Below are 20,111 nucleotides of genomic sequence, written 5' to 3' on the forward strand. Positions count from 1 at the left end.
TTACTTACTGATTGTTATTTCAGTTTACTTTCTACGATTGGGTAGTGATCCCACACTTGTTTTTCATTAAGAGAGCGTACTAACTTTACGTATTCAGCATGTGTCCAAGCCAAAGGCGTCGCTGAGTTGGTTCCTTCGCCAAGTTGATAACCAAAGGTATTTTTACCCACACCATCCCATACTTGCTCAGGTAACATCATGCCTTCGTTAGCAAAGTGCTCCATCCCCTTCACATAAGTATTTTGTATTTTGCTCTGTTCATCCGCACTTAACTCACCATCGAGCAGCGCCAGCGCAATATCATAGTGACCACGCTCTCCGGTAAAGAAAGGCCACACTCGACCGCGTTGGCCATCGGTATTCTGACCATTTTCGGCATAATTAATACCGCGCTTCTCATCTTCACCATAACCGTCATTACCGTAACGGCGGTACCCCGGATAACTATTAACATCGCCATCAAATTTAAAGCTATATTTTACTCTTAAGTTTTCAGCTATCGACTCATCATCATATTCAGGCATGGTAGCCACGATGCTCGGGGCGTCAGCCCCTCTAACCCCATAACGCACAAGCTCCAAGAAGCCACCGTCGATGATTTGCTTCTTATCCATTCCGCTGCGGCCATTATTGGCATTTAAGGTCGTACTGGAATTAGGGTTTTCGTCTTGTCCAATACGGAAGAAATATTGACCGTCACTGTGTTTGCTTTGCAAATTACCTTTGGTTGTGAACATGAATGACTCAACATCACGATTGTACTGCTGCGCCGTCGCAAGGAATTTCTCTTGTCCCACTTTATCACCGGCCAATTTAGCAATGTCGCTCGCCGTCACAAGACCTGCAATGATTGCCGCGGTAGTCGATGGTGAATAGCCATTTTGCTCTTCCCAACGCTCTTGTTGCGTCGCAGGCGGTGTGATTTGCGTGTCATTCCACAATATTTTAGCCAGTCCCCCTTCAACTAAGAAGTTAGCTGCGGGCTTTAACATCTTATTGTACCAATAGACCAGTCTATCATCGCTTAGCACACCCGCTTGCCATAGTTTCCATGCCAGCATAATCGGCATTGCCGTTTGGTCAAGCTGTACACCAACCCACTCAAGCTCGCCATCTACATGCGTTTTTTGTAAGAACCAGCCGGTATCACCATGGTTACCCGGTGTTTTATCCGTAACTTGCACTTTTTCTAGATACTCAAAAGCAGTGAGTGCTGTTTGTGTATCTCCCATCGCCAAAAATGCCATCGCTACTTGATAAAAATCACGCACCCATACAGCTTTATAACCGGTATGGCCTTGCTCTGCTGGTACTGTGTCACCCCATGGATTTGACAACGATGCTATCAACGCACCGGCATGGGTTTTATCTTCTTGCGCCTTAAGCACAAGCGCACTGCTGTAAAGTAACTTGCCGTTGTCTGCGGTATTTGCCGTCATGGACTTTAGCGGCGCTAAACTTTCGAGATAATCTTGCCAGCCCGTCGCAGTGCCCTGACCATTATAATCAGCCAGTACTTTATCGTAACCTTTGGCTAATGTGGCTGCCCCCTCAGCAAAGCTTTGCTGCTGAGAATGACCAAAACTCAAGGTGAGGTCAAAGGTGCTGCTGCCCTTTACTTGTCCTAAGTTTGCCAACCAGTTAACGTTGCCACTCTCTTTGCCTGTAGATGCATAAGCCTGGGCTATATGTCCTGTAGTCTCAAGTGCCGCTAAATTATCGCTGGTGCCAGTAAAACCGACAGATGCTTCAACAAAGCCGGTTTTGCTCTGCAATGAGAGATAATTCTTACCTTCCCATGCTAACAAACCTTGCTCTGTCACTTTTGCAAAATCGTTTAAGCCATTGTTATTCACGTATGGATTAACGTTCACAAAAGCCTGTACATTTTTGAATTCAGTATCTACTTTTGCTCTAACAAACAAGGTTTGTCCATCAGGGTCGGTAAAAATATGCTTTTCAAGAGTAAAACGGCCTTGCTTATCCTTGCTTAAAATTTTGTAAGCCAGCGATAACGGTCGCCCACTGGCATCTTTATAAAGGTAGTCAATCGTGACATCTAGAGCGTCAGTATCAGATTCTTTCACTGCAAAGCCGTCACCCACGATGATAAATTGCATGTCTTTGATCTGCGCTTGGTGAATAAGTCCAAACATGGTCTCTGTGATCATCCCTTTTGCAACAGAAAACCATACCTTTGAAACTGCTTTAGTAGCCGTAGAATCGCTGTACTTGCCATCTTCGTACGCTTCGTACGACGTACCAATCCCCGTTTTTCCAGAGTATGACCAATAAGGTTTAACGCCAGGTGCACCTGGTGCCGTCAGGGTTTCATTGCCAGATTGCTGTGATCCGCAACCCATGAGGCCAGCACTTACCAAGGCAAGTGCGATTGTTGATAGTTTAATCATCTCGTTCTCCTTATTGAGCCTTTATCGTGACTCTTGAAACAGCTAATGCAGCGAGTAAAAATGACACGCCTCCGATGACGAGTGCGAATATCGGTTGGTTATCAAAACCATGACGCAGAATTAGACCTAGAATACTGGCGGCGAGTAATTGTGGGATCACGATAAAAAAGTTAAAGATCCCCATAAATACACCCATTTTGTTGCTTGGCAAAGCGTTACTTAACATCGCGTAAGGTAATGACAAAATAGATGCCCAAGCAAAGCCAATGCCCACCATTGGCAACCAAAGTAATGTGGGGTCACCGATAAATTTGAAGCTAATTAAAGACACTGCGCCAAAAAGCAAGTTAGCTGCATGTGCCCCTTTGAGACCGATGCGCTTAACCATGAATGGGATCACCATCGCAGCAATAGCAGCAAAACCATTGTAGGCTGCAAATAACACCCCGACCCAATCAGCACCGTCGTTATAAAGCTTGCTCGTTACATCTGACGTACCATAGTGATGGCTCGTCACCGCTGAGGTGGTGTAGATCCACATGGCAAATAGCGAAAACCAGCTAAAAAACTGCACCACAGCAAGCTGCTGCATGGTCTTTGGCATCGTAAATAAGTCAAAAATAACGTGATAAAAACCATTACTTACGCACTGTTTTTGCTGCATCACATGCGCAATGACAAATACAATTGCAAAAGCGATGAGCAGACCACTAAGCAAATAAAGCTCTTTTTCAAGGCCAAGAAGTGCAACGGCAAGCAACACAATAACGCCAATGAAACCACTCACCGTACTGCCTTTTAAAAAGTGCACAGGTAGGTCTGACAGTGTTGCGCTCTGCGTATTCGTTTGCGCTTGTTCAAAGGCTGCGAGTTGCTCAGGGCTATATTCTTTCGTTTTTAGAATCGTCCACAATACGGAGATGAACAAGATAGCTCCCCCCCAGTAAAATGCGTATTTTACCGAGTCAGGGATTTGTCCTGCAGGTGCGGTGTTACTCACCTCAAACCAATTGGTCATCATCCAAGGCAGCGCAGACGCGACCACGGCACCGACACCAATGAAAAAGCTCTGCATCGCATACCCTGTTGCACGTTGCTTTTCATTCAGATTATCACCTACTAATGCTCTAAACGGCTCCATCGTGACGTTGATCGACGCATCCATGATCCACAGCATACCTGCCGCAATCCAAAGCGTTGGAGAATTGGGCATAATGAAAAGCGATAGCGTGGTGAGAATAGCCCCCCACAAGAAAAATGGTCTTCTACGCCCAAGCTTTCCCCATGTTCTATCACTCCAGTAGCCGATAATTGGCTGCACGATTAAACCCGTTAAGGGCGCTGCAACCCACAATATAGGGATGTCATCCACCTTGGCACCGAGGGTTTGAAAAATACGACTCACATTGCCGTTTTGCAGTGCAAAACCAAATTGGATCCCAAGAAAGCCAAAGCACATATTCCATATCTGCCAAAAACTGAGTTGTGGTTTTTGTTGTTCTTGTTGCATAGCTTACTTCTCTACTTGATAAACCGCGCTGGCAAGCGGCGCAAGTGCAATCGTTGCGTTGACGTGCTCGCCATCAGTCGTTGGTTGTAATTGTAAAGTCGGGTGTGACTCTAAAATATCGTTATAAGCACCATGCCAGTCTTTAGGCAGATTGACGGTGACTATTTGTTCTTGTTCCGCATTAAAGTTGCTCACGACCAACAACTTTTGTTGACCTAATTTACGGCCAAATGCCATAACTGCTTCAGCATTGCTTGGCATCTCAGCGCTCAGAGCGACTTGCTGGTATTCACCAGCCGCAATCGCCGGCTGTTTTGCAAGATTGAGTAATTTGACGTAGTAATTACGAAGTGCCTTTTGCTCATTTGAAAGAAGCGCGCCATCAAATTTCCCGTCATTCATCCATTTTTGATGTTCGGGTACACCAATATAGTCAAAGATACTGGTTCTGCTTGGGCTGCCGAACCCCGCCTGCTCAGAGCCATCCTCCCCTAATGTTTGTCCAAAATAGATCATCGATGGCGCTGTGCTTATCAGGTGACTAACCACCATAGCGGGTTTACCTTTTAGCGGATCGCCTACAAATTCAGGGCTTGCGATACGCTGCTCATCATGGTTTTCTAAAAAGTGCAACATATGTGGGGCAATATCGGCTACCGATAGATGGCTATCCAATACGGCTTGGGCACTACCTTTGCCTTGCATTAACACCTTTAACGTGTCGTAGAAACCCACTTTGTCGTAGAGGTAATCCATCTTCCCTTGCTTGATATACGGGCGATATAAAGTGGGGTTATAGACTTCTGCAAGCAAGAAAGCTTCAGGATTTTTTGTTTTAATCGAAGAGTTTAGGAAGCTCCAAAACTCTACTGGCACCATTTCCGCCATATCGTAACGGAAACCGTCTACGCCCCTTTCTAACCAAAAGTGCGTAATGGCTTTTAANTACCAACTATCTGGCAATTGCTTGTGTTGCCAAAATTCAAAATGTGCACGGTAATCCTGCTGAGCATAATCGTCAGGCAGGCGTTCGAAATCGTAGCTACCGTCAGGCTTCACCCCGTAATTCACTTTGACGGTTTCATACCAATCATTAATATCAGGCTTTGCCGCACGAGCACCGTTACCGGTCCACTTTGCTGGATTTTCTGCAAATTTGCCATCCGCCAATGGATGAGATCCACCACCTAACACCTGATAGCCTTCACTCGTTGGTACGGTAAATTCCTCACCAACCACGTAATAAAAGTTATTGTCCCTAGCATATGCAACTTGCGTGTCGTCATTCGCGCCAAAATCGACAGTTCCTTTAGGCGCACCGAGTGACTCATAGTTACGAGCGACATGGTTTGGCACAATATCGATGATCACTTTCAAGCCGGCGTCATGTGTACGTTCAATTAAGGCTTCAAATTCAGCCAGTCGCGCAGAAGGATCGTTCGCAAGATCAGGGTTAACGTTATAGTAATCTTTTATTGCATAAGGTGAACCCGCTCTGCCTTTTACAACATCAGGATCATCTTGGCTGATCCCATACTTACTATAATCCGTCACTACTGCGTGATGGAGCACGCCGGTATACCAAACATGGGTCACACCCATCGCCTTAATTTGTTGTAATGCGGTAGGAGTAAAATCAGAAAACTTGCCTACGCCGTTTTCCTCTATTGTTCCCCAAGGTTTGTTCTCTGTTTTAGTATTGCCAAAGAGCCTCGTGAAGACTTGATAAACAACGGGTTTGCTCACTGGTGCCACTTCCGATTGCAATGTCATTTGTTCGGTTTTTTTATCAACTGGCTTGGGACCACAGCCGCTTAAACTTACTGCACTACCCAAAAGCGCTAACACAGTCAATAATAGAGATTTATTTTTCATAGTGTTGTCATAATGCTGTTTTAAAAGAGTCTACTTGCGTAAACAAACGTACTGAACCCATTACATATGTATTCAGACAAACCCTTGATTAGATTTTATTTATAACGATTAATACCAAGTTACTTGTGAACATTTGCCGCAAAGCTTTCTAGCTCCATTCGGTGATCTTTAAAATTCAATCCACATCGTCTGATGAAGTCATTCACTTTTTCGATGTTATGTTGATTTGCTAGGGCATTGCCTGACTTAAGCTGAGCTTGTTCTGGGTAGATACCATAACCTGCCAATAAACAATGCCAGCTGACTGAAGGGTAATATTGCTCAACGTTTTGGCGAACCAATTCATCCGATAAGTTATTACCAGAAACCCAAGTCTGTAAAATTTGATAGAGTGACCGCGATAAGTTGTTATTGTTGGCATTATCGAGCCAGTAGTTGGTGTCAGTACGACTATTCACACGATAATGAGCAACGATATAGTCTCGAATAGCCTGATACCGTTCGCTCAAAGCGCGGTTGTGTTTATCTCTGTTACCATCGGTAAAATCCGCATCTTGGTAGCATTCAATGAAACTTTGAACGGTTTCTTGGACTATATGCAAAGCGGTTGCTTCTAATGGCTCTATGAAGCCCTGAGATAAACCAATCGCTATGCAGTTTTTACTCCAGTGTGCTTTAACTTGCCCGACTTTCATTTTTATATGTCGAGCTTCTACTTCTGAGTCCAACAAACCCAAAGCAGCCCTTAGCTCGGTTTCGGCTTGATCCGCATCGCAGTAACGCTGACTATAAACATAACCATTGCCGATACGGTTCGTTAGTGGAATGTGCCAAGACCACCCAAATTGACGCGCAACAGATTGTGTTTCGGAGCGAATAGTGTCAAGTTGCATAGTAGGTATAACGACCGCGGCGTCGTTAAATAAATTGGACTCGAATGACTCAAAACCCACACCTAAAGTGTGTTGTAGCAGTAAACTTTTGAAGCCCGAGCAGTCAATAAAAATATCACCAGCGATTTCTGTACCATCCGACGTTATCAGTGCCGCAATATCACCATCAACGTGTGTTCGAACGTCGATAATTGTGGCATCAATGTGTTTTACATTAAATTCAACCGCTTTGCGAGCCAACAACTGGCCAAGCAAAGCTGAGTCAAAGTGATAACCATAATTAATTTCGAATGGGAAGCTTTCTGCAGCAATTGGGGATTTATTTAAATCAGCCAAGTGGGTCGCTAAAAAAAAGTGGTCTGGGTGGCCCTCTACGTCAATCGCCTTACGCCGAACAAAGCTGTTATGAAAAAAAGCCGGTGCACTGTAGTCATCAGGTTGTGCAGGAAATGGGTGGAAATAGCTAGAAAACCCGGGTTTTGTCGACCAATCTATGAATCGAATGCCATTTTTATAGGTCGCATTACAAGCCGGCATCCACTCGGCTTCCGAGATACCTAAATAGTCCATAAATCCTTTGAACTGCGGAGTAGACCCTTCACCAACACCAATAGTCCCGATGCTAGAAGATTCAACCACAGTGATTTCTATCGCTTTATCTGCCCAGCTTTTTGCCATCATATTCGCGGCCATCCAACCTGCAGTTCCACCACCTAAAATCACTATTTTCTGATTTTTCATCGCCTTCGCACCTTAAACCTATTAAAAACCACGTATTGAAAGTGAAACAAACATATCAATTTAGATAATTGATGATAACCACTCATTACACAGTGAGCGACTATAAAAAAGCCACCAAAGCAGGTGTTACCTTGGTGGCCATGAATGCTTGCTAATAATTAGAAGCTATAGTTGAACCCTAAATAATACTGGCGACCAAACTCTTTGTACTCACCAGTGGCAAGTGCAGTGCCATAATTAGTGGTATTTGGCTCATCAGTTAGGTTATTAACCTGTAAGACGGCTTCCAAACCATTCTCAAAGTTGTACGATGCCTGCCAATCAACCACAGTATATTCATCAGCCCAAGCTAAAGATGAGCCGCCCGGTGAAGCCCCTTCATATACATACTCATCACGGTAACGGATATTCAGGTGCGTTGTGAACGAGTCTATATTCCAAAATACCGTCGCACTCCATACATTTTTTGATAGACCAGGGAGTGGCAGTTGCTGATCAGGGAAGTTACCACCGCCATCTACCGTTGTTTCGCTCTCAGTATATGAATAGTTAGCATTAAAACCTAAGCCCGAAAAGACGCCCGGTAAATTATCAAACATCGTGGTATACGCAAGCTCAATACCTCTTATGTATCCACCTTGATCATTGTTCTGAGTCGTTTGGTATTGACCTGCAACAAATCCATCTGGTACCTCTAGGCCAATATCAGCCCAGTCAACCTCACCTTCTTGATAAGTAATACTTTCAATCAAAGATTCAATATCTTTCCAGAATATCGCGGCAACAAAAGCACCACCATCTTCAAAGTAACGCTCATAAGATAAATCAATTTGAGTCGCTCTAAACGGGTCTAAATTTGGGTTACCTTTTGACCACACATTATAACGAGGACTTGTACCATCATTTGCGGTGTCAGCCCAAGACCCTGCACCACCTCTAAGCTGGTAGACAGGTGGACGGCCAATAACTTCTGCAGCTGCAAACCTAATTTGGTCCGTGTCACTCACTCTGAAATTGAGGTTTAGTGAAGGTAATGTGTCCGTATACTCAGGGCCGTAATTAACATGGCGATAATCGGTTCTTTCAACGCCATTGTCATCGATAATTGAATCACCAACTTCATCACCTTGGATCTGTTGAATGCCTATTGATTTCGTATCAGTTCTTACTACTCGAACGCCAAAATTACCTGTCACTGGTATGTCGGCAATTTCGGTATCTATATTTGCCATAATATAACCGGCTAATACTTCTTCTCGAACAGCTCCACTTTCAATGAGCGTCCAGTTATGACCCCAAGTTTGTTGTGCATCATAGTTACCCGGACCAAATACTTCATCAGCGATACCTTCAAGGTCTAACTCTAAGTATTGAAAGCCCCGAGTATCTCTGAGTGAGACAAACCCAGTCACATCGTGAGGAATACATGGGTGGTTTTGGTCATTGAATTCACAGCCCTTGTTCGTGACGATGGTGCCATCCGGTAACTGGTAACCATTTTGGCCTTCGCGTGCGCCCCACCTAAATGTCGAGCGTTGATCAGTAAACTCTCGGTCTGACCAACGCGCACCGACTTCAATCGAAGAAATAAAGCTGTTCTCAATAAAATATTTAAAATCAACTTTAACGCTATCTAACTCGTCTGTGTACTTGTGAGGAAATTGTTCCCAATCACCCAGTCGCATATTAGATAGGTCGGTATACCCATTGCCAAGTGTTAACAGTGGTGAGTCTTTCTCTCTTTGTTCGAAAGAAAAGGTTTGATTTCTTAATTCTTGCCAAGTGTTAACTAACGTTCCATCTTCCAGTGTAGAAGTACCGTATTCATATGCATGCATTGAAGCAATCATATCTCTACGCGTTTTTTCCCCTTCACTATGAGCCCAGTCGAACTTTAATTCCCACGAATCTGTCGTGTATTGCAAGTTTAAGCCAAAGCTGTCTGTGGTTGAGTCTGTTGATTGATCTTCAGAGCGCATTTCAACCCATGGGCCATTTGGATCCGTAATAGTCACATCCCCAGCAACTAGAAAACCATCTTTAACAACTGCATTATCAACCGAATACAACGAGTTAATATCTTTTGAGAACCCTTCAATATTTAAGCCGCTCTTTTTATCTTCCGATTCAAACTTAGAATGGAAATAATCAAATTGGACTTTGAGCGCGTCTGTTGGCTGATATACCAAAGTGCTTAACAGGCCAAGTCTTTCATCGCTACCTTTGGCTGAGCGATATTGAAAGCCATTGACAGAACGCTCTTCTGTACCATCACCATCAAAATCTTGAGAGCGTGTAGGAGCATGCGCTGAGATATCAATTGCGTTATTTGGTTGGTTTAGATACGCCCCACCAATAGCAAAACCAAGTGTCTCATTTAGGAATTTACCTCGGTATGAAAAACTAATACGTTCGCCTGTTGAATCCGCGCCCACATCTGATGCAGCATCATTGTAGGAATATCTTACCGAAGAATTAAAATTATGTTCTTTTTCAGCATCGAGAGGGTTAGCCGTTTTAAGTTCAACCGTAGCCGCAACACCACCTTCAATCAGCGATGCTTTTGGTGATTTATACACTGCGGCTTGATTAATTAATTCTGACGGATATTGGTCGAATGAAATCCAGCGACTACCTGCGGTATATCCACTGGTACTCGCCTGCTCACGTCCATTTAATGTGGTTTGAATAAAGTCGCCGTTCATCCCGCGAATATTAAGTTGCGAAGATTGCCCACTTGCTCTTACCGCGGTGATCCCTGGTAGACGGCTTAACGAATCAGCAATTGACACGTCAGGTAAGGAAGCTAAGTCTCCAGCATCAACTACTTCTGCAATGGTGTCGCTAAATCTTTTTTTATCGATTGAGGCGATGATACTGCGCGAGATACCTCGAACTTCGATCACTTCAACGTTTTTTTCTTCATTATTAGCAGTGTTATCTTCAACAGGAGCAGCATGGCTCACACCTGCAGCAATCAGCGCAAGCGTTAGCATACTCGGTTTGAACTTAGACATAATGTTTTATCCCAATTAACCATATTATATTGTGCGATTTGTTCATCTGGCGTGCAAACTGATGAAAAAATAAACGAGCACAGTTGTTGTCAGTCAAATACTAGCGGCTGATTAAATTTGTAAACAACTTTATGCATACGTATTCAAAGCTAGTGCATTTCAACGAAATTTACAGGCTTTTTACAGGGATAAAACTCAACCCAATGATAAATATACATTTTTATTAGGTAAGGCCATAAGAGCGACAGCATTTATTTACCTGCTTTAATTTCACTAAATCTTAACTTTCACAGGCTATTATTGTCGACTGAGCATCAAAATATCCTCAATATGTAATCAACTGCTATATTTAAGTTAAATTGGTCTTACCAAAGATTCACTCTTACAAAGCTTTATTTGTCTGGTTATTCCCTTTTAAAGGTCAATATTGGTAAATTTATTTTATAAAATAAAATTATGTGAATGAGCTATCATAAATTCACCTCACAAAACCTGCATACGTATGCAGGTTTTTTACACCCCACCGAGCATGACGTATTCTTTGGCAAAATTAGTGGTGAAAGTGCCCAGCATAGTATTTACTTGATACTCAGCACTGCCACAGAATAAACACGCACATAGCCTGGAGAAAGTGCATGGCAAATAATGAATGGTGGAAAGGCGCGGTTATCTATCAAATATATCCGCGTAGCTTTCAAGACAGTAATGCAGACGGTATTGGCGACTTACAGGGTATTATTCAGCGACTAGACTACATTAAATCGCTTGGTGTTGATGCAGTATGGATTTCACCATTTTTTAAATCGCCAATGAAAGACTTTGGCTATGATATTAGCGACTATCGCGATATCGATCCTATGTTTGGTACACTCGACGATTTTGATACGCTTATTAGTGAAGCACATAAACGTGATATTAAGATCATTATTGATCAGGTACTTAGTCATACCTCAAATCAACACCCGTGGTTTGTCGAAAGTCGTGAAGACAACACAAATGATAAAGCAGATTGGTATGTATGGGCCGATGCCAATCCAGACGGCAGTCCACCAAACAATTGGCTATCCATTTTTGGTGGTGTTGCCTGGCAGTGGGAGCCTAGACGTTGCCAATATTACCTGCACAACTTTCTAACTGAGCAGCCGGATCTCAACTTTCATCACCCTGAAGTACGTAAAGCCGTACTAGATAACGTCGAATTTTGGCTTAAAAAAGGCGTTGATGGCTTTAGACTAGATGCCATCAACTTCTGTTTTCACGATAAGCAGCTTAGGGATAATCCAGCTAAACCCATTGAACTTCGTCAAGGTCGTGGCTTTAGCGAAGACAACCCTTACGCTTTCCAATACCATTATTATAATAATACGCAACCAGAAAACTTAGCGTTTATGGAAGAGATCCGTGCCTTATTAAATAGATATCCAGGCACAGTTAGCTTAGGTGAGATAAGCTCAGAAGACTCTTTGCAAACAATGGCAGAGTACACGGCCGATGGTAATAAGCTACACATGGGTTATAGCTTTGAGCTGCTAACTAACGACTATAGTGCAAAGTACATCAGAGAAACGGTTTCTCGCCTAGAGTCAGTCATGACCGAAGGTTGGCCATGTTGGGCGTTTGCAAATCACGATGTAGAACGGGTAGCAAGTCGCTGGAGTGTAGATGGCAAGGTAAACGATGCACAGGTCAAAATGCTCACCGCCCTTCTCGGTTCATTGCGCGGTAGCGTCTGTATGTATCAAGGCGAAGAATTAGGACTTGGCGAAGCCGCCGTTGCCTTCGAAGAGCTGCAGGACCCATATGGCATTACCTTTTGGCCAAACTTTAAAGGCCGTGATGGCTGCAGGACTCCGCTTCCGTGGACGAAGGCAAAAACTAATGCTGGCTTCTCAGAGTCTAAGCCTTGGTTACCAGTTTCTGAAGCGCATGCTCTACGAGCAGTAGACGAACAAGCAGTAGATAGCAATTCAACGCTCAGCTACTATCAAGCATTTTTACAGTGGCGAAATGCGCAACCTGCACTAAAAACAGGTGACATTGAGTTTATTGATACCCCAGAGCCCGTGTTAGCTTTTTACCGTAAAACACAGACCCAGACACTGCTGTGCGCATTCAACTTAGCAGCTACTCAACAAAGCGTGACTCTTCCTGAAGTTGCATTAAGGCAGTGCGACCTGGAGCACCTAAGTGGCATGGCAAACACAAATGTACTAACACTTGATGCATTTGGTTGCTACTTCGCTGAAGTTTTATAATAGTTGGGTCTTTTCATTAAATAAGAGCGGTTAAGCCGCTCTTTTGTTATCTAACACTTTACCTATCTCACGCTGTAGTTGCGGCAGTTCCAGTGCTTTGAAATAAAGCCAACCTTGATGCACATTCACCCCTCGACTTTTGAGATAACGAGCTTGAGCTTGGGTTTCTACCCCTTCAGCAATCAGTTTTTTATCCAGCTTTTCCGCCATATCAATCACGGCCGATAACACCGGGGATTGCAAAGTATCTAGGCCAATTGATGCTACAAAGCTCTGATCTATTTTCAACAGGTCGATCGGAAAACTTTGTAAGTACTGTAGACCACTATACCCCGTACCAAAATCATCAATCGCGATTTCTATTCCGGCACGTTTGAGCTCAGTTAGTACCGTTTTCGTTTGAGCCTGCGTCAGCACATCACGTTCAGTTAATTCAATAGTTAATGAAGATATTTGGTTTTTTGCAGCAAGTAAGGCATCGATATAGCGTTTAGAGCCCAGAAGTAAACCATTAACGTTAAAAGACACCTTAAAGTCTGGCTGAGCGACTAAGATATCCGTCAAATCACGCACAGCATTTTCGACTTGCGCTATCGAAATATCTAAAATAGTACCATCACGCTCAGCTTCTGGCACAAAGTAAGCGGGGCCGAGCATTCCTTCAAGTGGGTGACGCCAACGAATGAGTACTTCCACGCCCACTATCGATGATATCTGTGCATTAACGAGAGGTTGATACACATTAAATAATTCATCATTTGCCAATGCTCTTAATATTTGTGTTTTGCTGCTTAGCTGGCGCTTGTCATAACTGATTAATAACAACGTGAGGCCAACCCAAGAGGCACAATACAACACACTCCAAAGTACTAGCCACAACCAACCTAGGCTCACTAGTTGCTCATCATTCTTTGCAATGATCAAGCTCATCTGCGGCAAACTCGGAATAGCTGCAACGTATGCAAACTTTACCTTTGCATCATCAAAGAGTCCTTCTACTGCGCGACTATTAGTGGCTGGAAATAGTTTCTGGCGGATTGGCAACGCGTATTTACCATTTAAAAAAACCGGCACACCTGTGCTATTGTCGACCAAGGCAGCAAAATCGGTATTATGATGAGCTGAGATATCAAGCATACTCTTTAGCCAATGATCCGGCATCAACACATTTACCTCATAACCATCGTCTCTCGTGCGCGCCAAAACAAAGGCTGGAAGTTCTAAATAGTCGGTAATGATTGGGCCATAGTATCTAAGCCCGGGCTTTTTTATTGGGGCACTGGTATTCACAGGTGGAGTGAGTTGCCCAAAAGAATTGCAGACCAATTTGCCTTTACTATCTACGATCCCTATTTCGCTCATGCCAGGGTTTTCAAAAACCAATCTACGCATGTAGTGTAGACCCTCAGGATCGCAATTCGGAGAAAGATGGATGGCATGTTTTAAGGTATCATCTACAACGACAAACTCTTTGTTGATGTCAGATACAATCCGACTCGCTACAGTGACAAGGTTAGATTTAGCGGTCTCTTTTTGATGCACATAGGTGAAGGCAGCCACGATTGAAAATACAAAGGTGCAAGACAACCAAGCAATAAAGATATTCTTAAACAACTTGCTTAAGGAGTGTGCTCCTCGCATAAGCTCCTCACTCCACGGAACGCAAACAGGCGCAGAGTGTAGCTCGAATATGTGACAAAACTATTTCAATATAAAAAAAGCCTTGGTATTACCACCAAGGCTTTCTTATATTACAAGTTTTTGCTTGTGCCGACCTCAACACGGGTTTTTAACTTTTGGCCAGGCCTAAAAGTTACCACGCGTCGCGCAGAAATAGGAATATCTTCCCCAGTTTTTGGGTTCCTACCTGGGCGTTCCTTCTTGTCGCGAAGGTCAAAGTTACCAAACCCAGAGAGCTTTACTTGCTCGCCGTTTTCTAGCGCTGAGCGGATTTCTTCAAAAAACGCTTCAACTAAGTCTTTGGCATCTTTCTTATTGATCCCCAATTTTTCAAATAGGTGTTCAGCTATGTCGGCTTTAGTAAGCGCCATATCTAGTCCCTCAACGATGCATTGAATTGTTTGGCCAGTTCGGCCACCACGTTTTCTACAACCGCGTTGATGTCTTTCTCTTCGAGCGTTCTATCAACCGCTTGTAATGTTAGAGCAATGGCTAAACTCTTATGATCAGGTTCAACCCCTTGCCCTTTGTACACATCGAATAAGTTTAGGTCAACTAATTGATTTCCGCCAACTTTCTCAATGCACTCTAAAATATCGCCTATTTTTACGTCATCTGCAACTAAAATAGCAATATCTCTTCTATTTGATGGGAATTTAGAGATACTAACCGCTTCTGGAAGCAAGCGATTTTCTAAAGCAGCCATGTCGATTTCAAATACATATGGCGTATCTTTAAGCTCTAACGGCTTTAATAGCTGAGGGTGTACTGCACCGATGAAACCAACCTTTTTACCGTCTGCATAAATTGCAGCAGATTGACCAGGGTGCAAACCATCGCTCACTTCCGCTTTAAAGCTAAAGCGTGCCTTATCGTTACAAAGCGCAAGTAATGCTTCTACATCGCCTTTCACATCAAAGAAATCCACTTTACGTGAAGGCACAGACCAGTGTTCATTGTGCGTATTACCATACGCGATACCACCGATCACAGCAGTTTGACGTACGCCGTTTTCCGCGCTGTCGTCTTTGATGAACTTAAGGCCCGTTTCGAATAAGCGAATACGTGACTGTTGACGGTTTTGGTTATAAGAAACCGCATTGATAAGCCCTGTCATCAAGCTTACACGCATTGCTGACATTTCAATCGAAATTGGGTGCGGAAGAATTAATGCATCGGCTTTTGGATGTAGCTGCTGCTGTGCTTTTGGATCAACGAAGCTATATGTGATGGCTTCTTGATAACCACGGCTTACTAACTCATCTCTAAAGCGTGCTACTGGCAAACGTGCTTCTTGATGATCTGTCATCTTTAACGCAGCGGTTGGTGCCACATTTGGAATATTGTTGTAGCCAAATACGCGCGCAACTTCTTCAATTAAGTCTTCTTCGATACTAATGTCGAAGCGATAGCTTGGTACTTGAGCTTGCCACTGGCCGCCTGCAAATGTTACCGCTAAGCCCAAACGCGTTAAGATGTCTGATACTTTAGCATCTTCGATATGATAACCAATCACGCGGTCTAAACGCTCACGGCGTAAAGTCACTTGACGCTCTTTTGGTAAATCAGTTTCTGACACAGCTTCAACAATCGGTCCTGCTTCACCGCCAACGATTTCAAGTAGCAAGCCTGTTGCTCTTTCCATCGCATCACGCTGCAGTACCGGGTCTACACCACGCTCATAACGGTGCGATGCATCGGTATGCAAACCATAGCTACGAGCCTGGCCTGCAATCGCAAGCGGTGCAAAGAACGCGCTTTCTAGCAAGATGTCTTTTGTCTCGTCACTAACACCCGACTGTTCACCACCGAAAATACCTGCCATCGCAAGTGCTTTATTATCATCAGCAATCAGTAGTGTTGATGGATTAAGCTTCGCCGTGTTGCCGTCTAACAATACTAGCTCTTCATTCTCACAGGCATTACGTACTTTAATTCCACCTTCGATTTGGCTTAAATCGAACGCGTGCATAGGGTGACCTAGCTCAAGCAATACGTAGTTCGTAACATCAACAACTGGATCAATTGAGCGTACACCGCAGCGGCGTAGTTTCTCTACCATCCAAAACGGGGTCTCTGCTTTAACATTAACGCCCTTGATCACACGACCTAAGTAGCGTGGACATGCTTCGCTGTTTACCAATTCAATAGAGATTTTATCATCAATCGTTGGCGTAACTGGCGTGATAGCAACTTCTGTTACGTCGATGCTGTTTAGTACCCCAACTTCACGAGCAAGACCTTTGATCCCTAAACAATCGCTACGGTTAGCCGTTAAATCGACATCAATCGTTACATCGTTCAAGCCGAAGTATTCACGAATATCTTGACCGATTGGCGCATCCATAGGGAGCTCTAAAATACCATCTGAACTTTCCGCCATACCAAGCTCTTCAAACGCACACAGCATGCCGTGAGACGGCTGACCGCGAAGTTTAGCTTTCTTAATTTTGAAATCGCCTGGAAGCGTTGCGCCCACTTTAGCAACTGCTACTTTTAAACCGGCACGGCAGTTAGCGGCACCACAAACAATATCTAGTAGTTCGTCTTCGCCTACGTTTACTTTTGTCACTCTAAGCTTGTCAGCATCTGGGTGTTGACCACATTCAACCACTTCACCGATAACCACACCTTGGAAGTCACCAGCAACTGGGTCTACACCATCTACTTCTAAACCAGCCATTGATAATTGCTCAGATAGCGCATCAGTATCAATTGCTGGATTGACCCACTCGCGTAACCACTTTTCACTGAATTTCATACTTTTGTCGCTCTTATCTGAATTGGTTTAGGAATTTTAAGTCGTTTTCGAAGAAAGCTCTTAAGTCAGTTACGCCATAACGTAACATCGTCAAACGCTCAACCCCCATACCAAAGGCGAAACCAGTGTATTTTTCAGGGTCAATGCCTACCGAGCGCAGTACGTTCGGGTGCACCATGCCGCAGCCTAGTACTTCAAGCCATTTTCCATTTTTACCTTTTACGTCCACCTCAGCTGAAGGTTCTGTAAACGGGAAGTATGAAGGACGGAAGCGAATTTCCATATCTTCTTCAAAGAAGTTGCGTAGGAAATCGTGCAAAATTCCTTTAAGTTCTGTAAAGCTCACGTTAGTGTCGACCATCAAGCCCTCAACTTGGTGGAACATTGGCGTATGTGTTTGATCGTAATCGTTACGGTATACACGACCTGGCGAGATAATTCGCAAAGGCGGCTGCTCAGCTTCCATAGTACGGATCTGAACGCCACTGGTTTGTGTACGTAGTACCAATTTAGGGTTGAAATAGAAAGTATCATGATCGGCACGCGCTGGGTGGTGCTCTGGAATATTTAGCGCGTCAAAGTTATGAAAGTCATCTTCAACCTCAGGACCAGATTTAACAGCAAATCCTAGCTCACCAAAAAACTGCTCAATACGCTCAATGGTGCGAGTAACTGGGTGAAGGCCACCAGCTGGCATTGTACGACCCGGCAACGTCACATCAATCGTCTCAGCTGCTAGCTTCTGCTCAAGTGCTGCATTGGCTAACGCTTCACGTTTTACCGTAATCGCATCTTGTACTTGGGTCTTAGCTTGGTTAATCACTTGACCTGCATCTTTACGCTCTTCTGGTGCTAGTTTGCCTAGCGTTTTAAGAAGACCTGTGATCTCACCTTTTTTACCAAGGTAGTTAACTCTAACTTCCTCAAGGTGCGCAATTTCGCTTGCCTGCTCAACGGCTTCAAGCGCTTGCGCTAAAATATTTTCTAAATTCATTGTCTACCTGATCTTTGCTGAGGTAATTTGCTGTTATTTAATCTCTTATGATAACTGAATTGCAAGGCGATATTCTAGCCCTGTTACAGCTTTAAAGTGGCTTTTATAAAAGGAATTGTTAACTTTCTTTGCGCAGCCATGGATGCGTGATCGAGTTTATCCAATACATCAAGTAACGCGCGCATATCACGACTCAATCTCGTGAGCAAAAATCGCGCACATTCATCGGAGAGCTCAAGGCCACGCATGTGTGCTCTTTTTACTAAGGCTTCGGCTTTATCATCATCACTCATCGAGCGGATCTGAAAGGTCGTTCCCCAGGTTAGACGCGATTCTAAGTCTGGCAGTGACAAATTCAGCATGTTGGGCAACAGATCGGCAGTAACCACAAGGCATTTGCCTTTTTCATTAAAGCGATTGAAAAAGTTAAATAAGGCTTTTTCCCACGCTTCATCTCCTGCAACCAAATGCACATCGTCTATACAAACTACATCCAATGCATCAAGTCCATCTAACACTAACGGGCCAAAATCCAACACTTCTCGCATCGACAATAAAATAGTCGAGAGTCCAAGTTCTTGCGCTTCAATACACGTGGCATAAAGCAAGTGCGACTTGCCAGAGTCTGCCAATCCACACAGATAAGTGTACTGAAATCCGGTTAAACGACGGGCAAGACCATTTTTTAAGTGGCTTACTTCCAATGAAGCTTCACCGCCAAAATAAGAAGCAAAAGTTTCGTCATCAGGCAGCGTCACAGGTAACGCCATTTGACGTGGCGATTCCATCCTAGTTACCCACCCAATTGTATTTAAGGTTGTTGTCGTCTGCGATTTGATAATAGGCTCTCGGGTCTTCGTACGCCTTAAAGCTTTGCTCCAATGCAATCGTTTTACGCAAGTCTGATACGCTTGAGGTATGTTCAATCGCAAACTTCACAGCTGTTTTCGCACGGTAGATCACATCAACATCCACCACGGTACTCATAGATAGCAAACGACGCTTCGCCATTTCTACATCCGTAAATGACTGTAATTGCTCAACCACAATTTCAGTTCGATGCGCCTCTAAAGTGAGGTTAGGATCGATAACATATTTCTGAGCTAAGGTGCTAGATAGCTGATTCACCATATCAATAATAACTTGCTGCTTGTCACCGACATATTGCTCAGGCTCAAAATATTCAGCGTCAGTATAGCGCCAGTCTAGCTGCCAAGAATTTGTATGGAGGGGCTGAAACAAACGTGCGGTGATAACGCGCTCCGCCTCATAACGCAATGACGCATCTTCTACTTCGTTAGAAAAGTTTCCCCACACCTCTGCGATACTCACATTACTGCGATCTTCAAGATCCATCAGAGGAACAACGACCGGCACGCCCCACTCGTCCGCAGTGTCATAAATCAAGCGTTCGAGCTGAGGGTAACTTTCTTGCGTAACAAACTCTCGGCGGAAGTTATCTTCGATCACCATCCAAATCGCGACCATAGGACGGCGGTTGCCCCAAAGCGGTAAGCCAGCTTCTCTGACTAGATCTTCGACCTTACCAGGCTCAAACTCCACCTTTATTTTGGTTACGCCTTGTCGATCATAATATTCATATCTCAGCATGTAATCTGAGATGCGCTTAAGGCTCGCTTGGATAGAAGGGTGAGAAAAATCATCGGCTTTACCTGTGAGCTTTTGCAACACTTTTAATAATGCCTGTTGGCTCGCTTGCGCTCGCGTTGCGCGAGATTTGTCACTAACACTCAGCGAGGCTTCATATAAATTTTGAACTTCTACTGCTTTTGCCGTCATGGCAAAACAAAACAGTGCAATAAGGATCAGCCTGATGATCATAATGTCCATGTTTTTCTGACTATAAAGCCTGATCCTAAATCAATCATCTGCTTAAAGCAAAGGACAACGAACAATATCATGAAATTTTATAAAAACATGATAAATAACAAAATATTAATCTTATATTCAGTG

Annotated in this window: 12 protein-coding genes; 1 reads left to right on the forward strand and 11 read right to left on the reverse strand. The window is 43.8% G+C overall.

Annotated elements, in window-relative coordinates; genetic code table 11:
* Window positions 1-14 precede the first annotated feature (14 nt).
* From CKO50_RS09125 to CKO50_RS09145, 5 genes are all read right to left on the reverse strand, one after another.
* Complete coding sequence (locus CKO50_RS09125; RefSeq protein ID WP_095727897.1) at window positions 15-2,411, reverse strand: glycoside hydrolase family 15 protein; 2,397 nt, start codon at window positions 2,409-2,411, stop codon at window positions 15-17.
* A gap of 10 nt (window positions 2,412-2,421) precedes the next feature.
* Window positions 2,422-3,921, reverse strand: a complete 1,500-nt coding sequence (locus CKO50_RS09130; RefSeq protein ID WP_095727898.1) for an MFS transporter — start codon at window positions 3,919-3,921, stop codon at window positions 2,422-2,424.
* 3 nt (window positions 3,922-3,924) lie between these two features.
* Window positions 3,925-5,796: an alpha-amylase family glycosyl hydrolase gene (locus CKO50_RS09135; protein ID WP_095727899.1), complete on the reverse strand. Its 1,872-nt coding sequence runs from the start codon at window positions 5,794-5,796 to the stop codon at window positions 3,925-3,927.
* 119 nt (window positions 5,797-5,915) lie between these two features.
* Window positions 5,916-7,430: a tryptophan halogenase family protein gene (locus tag CKO50_RS09140; RefSeq protein WP_095727900.1), complete on the reverse strand. Its 1,515-nt coding sequence runs from the start codon at window positions 7,428-7,430 to the stop codon at window positions 5,916-5,918.
* A gap of 158 nt (window positions 7,431-7,588) precedes the next feature.
* Window positions 7,589-10,447: a TonB-dependent receptor gene (locus CKO50_RS09145; protein WP_095727901.1), complete on the reverse strand. Its 2,859-nt coding sequence runs from the start codon at window positions 10,445-10,447 to the stop codon at window positions 7,589-7,591.
* Window positions 10,448-11,082: 635 nt separating this feature from the next.
* On the opposite strand from CKO50_RS09145, the gene CKO50_RS09150 reads away from it, so the two are divergent.
* Window positions 11,083-12,702, forward strand: coding sequence for an alpha-glucosidase family protein (locus CKO50_RS09150; protein WP_095727902.1), 1,620 nt, complete (start codon window positions 11,083-11,085; stop codon window positions 12,700-12,702).
* A gap of 30 nt (window positions 12,703-12,732) precedes the next feature.
* Here the strand turns inward: CKO50_RS09150 and CKO50_RS09155 are convergent, their stop codons facing one another.
* From CKO50_RS09155 to CKO50_RS09180, 6 genes are all read right to left on the reverse strand, one after another.
* Window positions 12,733-14,343, reverse strand: a complete 1,611-nt coding sequence (locus CKO50_RS09155) for an EAL domain-containing protein (RefSeq protein ID WP_095727903.1) — start codon at window positions 14,341-14,343, stop codon at window positions 12,733-12,735.
* Window positions 14,344-14,453: 110 nt separating this feature from the next.
* Window positions 14,454-14,753, reverse strand: coding sequence for an integration host factor subunit alpha (gene ihfA, locus CKO50_RS09160; protein ID WP_010377997.1), 300 nt, complete (start codon window positions 14,751-14,753; stop codon window positions 14,454-14,456).
* A gap of 2 nt (window positions 14,754-14,755) precedes the next feature.
* Window positions 14,756-17,143 (reverse strand): phenylalanine--tRNA ligase subunit beta, encoded by a 2,388-nt coding sequence (pheT, locus tag CKO50_RS09165; protein WP_095727904.1) that lies wholly within the window; start codon window positions 17,141-17,143, stop codon window positions 14,756-14,758.
* A 13-nt stretch (window positions 17,144-17,156) separates the two neighbouring features.
* A complete protein-coding gene (pheS, locus tag CKO50_RS09170) occupies window positions 17,157-18,137 on the reverse strand; it encodes a phenylalanine--tRNA ligase subunit alpha (RefSeq protein WP_010604038.1) in 981 nt (326 codons plus the stop codon).
* 83 nt (window positions 18,138-18,220) lie between these two features.
* Window positions 18,221-18,925, reverse strand: a complete 705-nt coding sequence (hda, locus tag CKO50_RS09175; protein ID WP_117332898.1) for a DnaA inactivator Hda — start codon at window positions 18,923-18,925, stop codon at window positions 18,221-18,223.
* Between the two features lies 1 nt (window position 18,926).
* The gene (locus CKO50_RS09180; protein ID WP_095727905.1) at window positions 18,927-19,988 is read right to left on the reverse strand and encodes a DUF2066 domain-containing protein; all 1,062 of its coding nucleotides are present in this window, start codon (window positions 19,986-19,988) and stop codon (window positions 18,927-18,929) included.
* Window positions 19,989-20,111 lie beyond the last annotated feature (123 nt).

The organism is Pseudoalteromonas sp. HM-SA03, assembly GCF_002289345.1.
GTDB lineage: Bacteria > Pseudomonadota > Gammaproteobacteria > Enterobacterales > Alteromonadaceae > Pseudoalteromonas.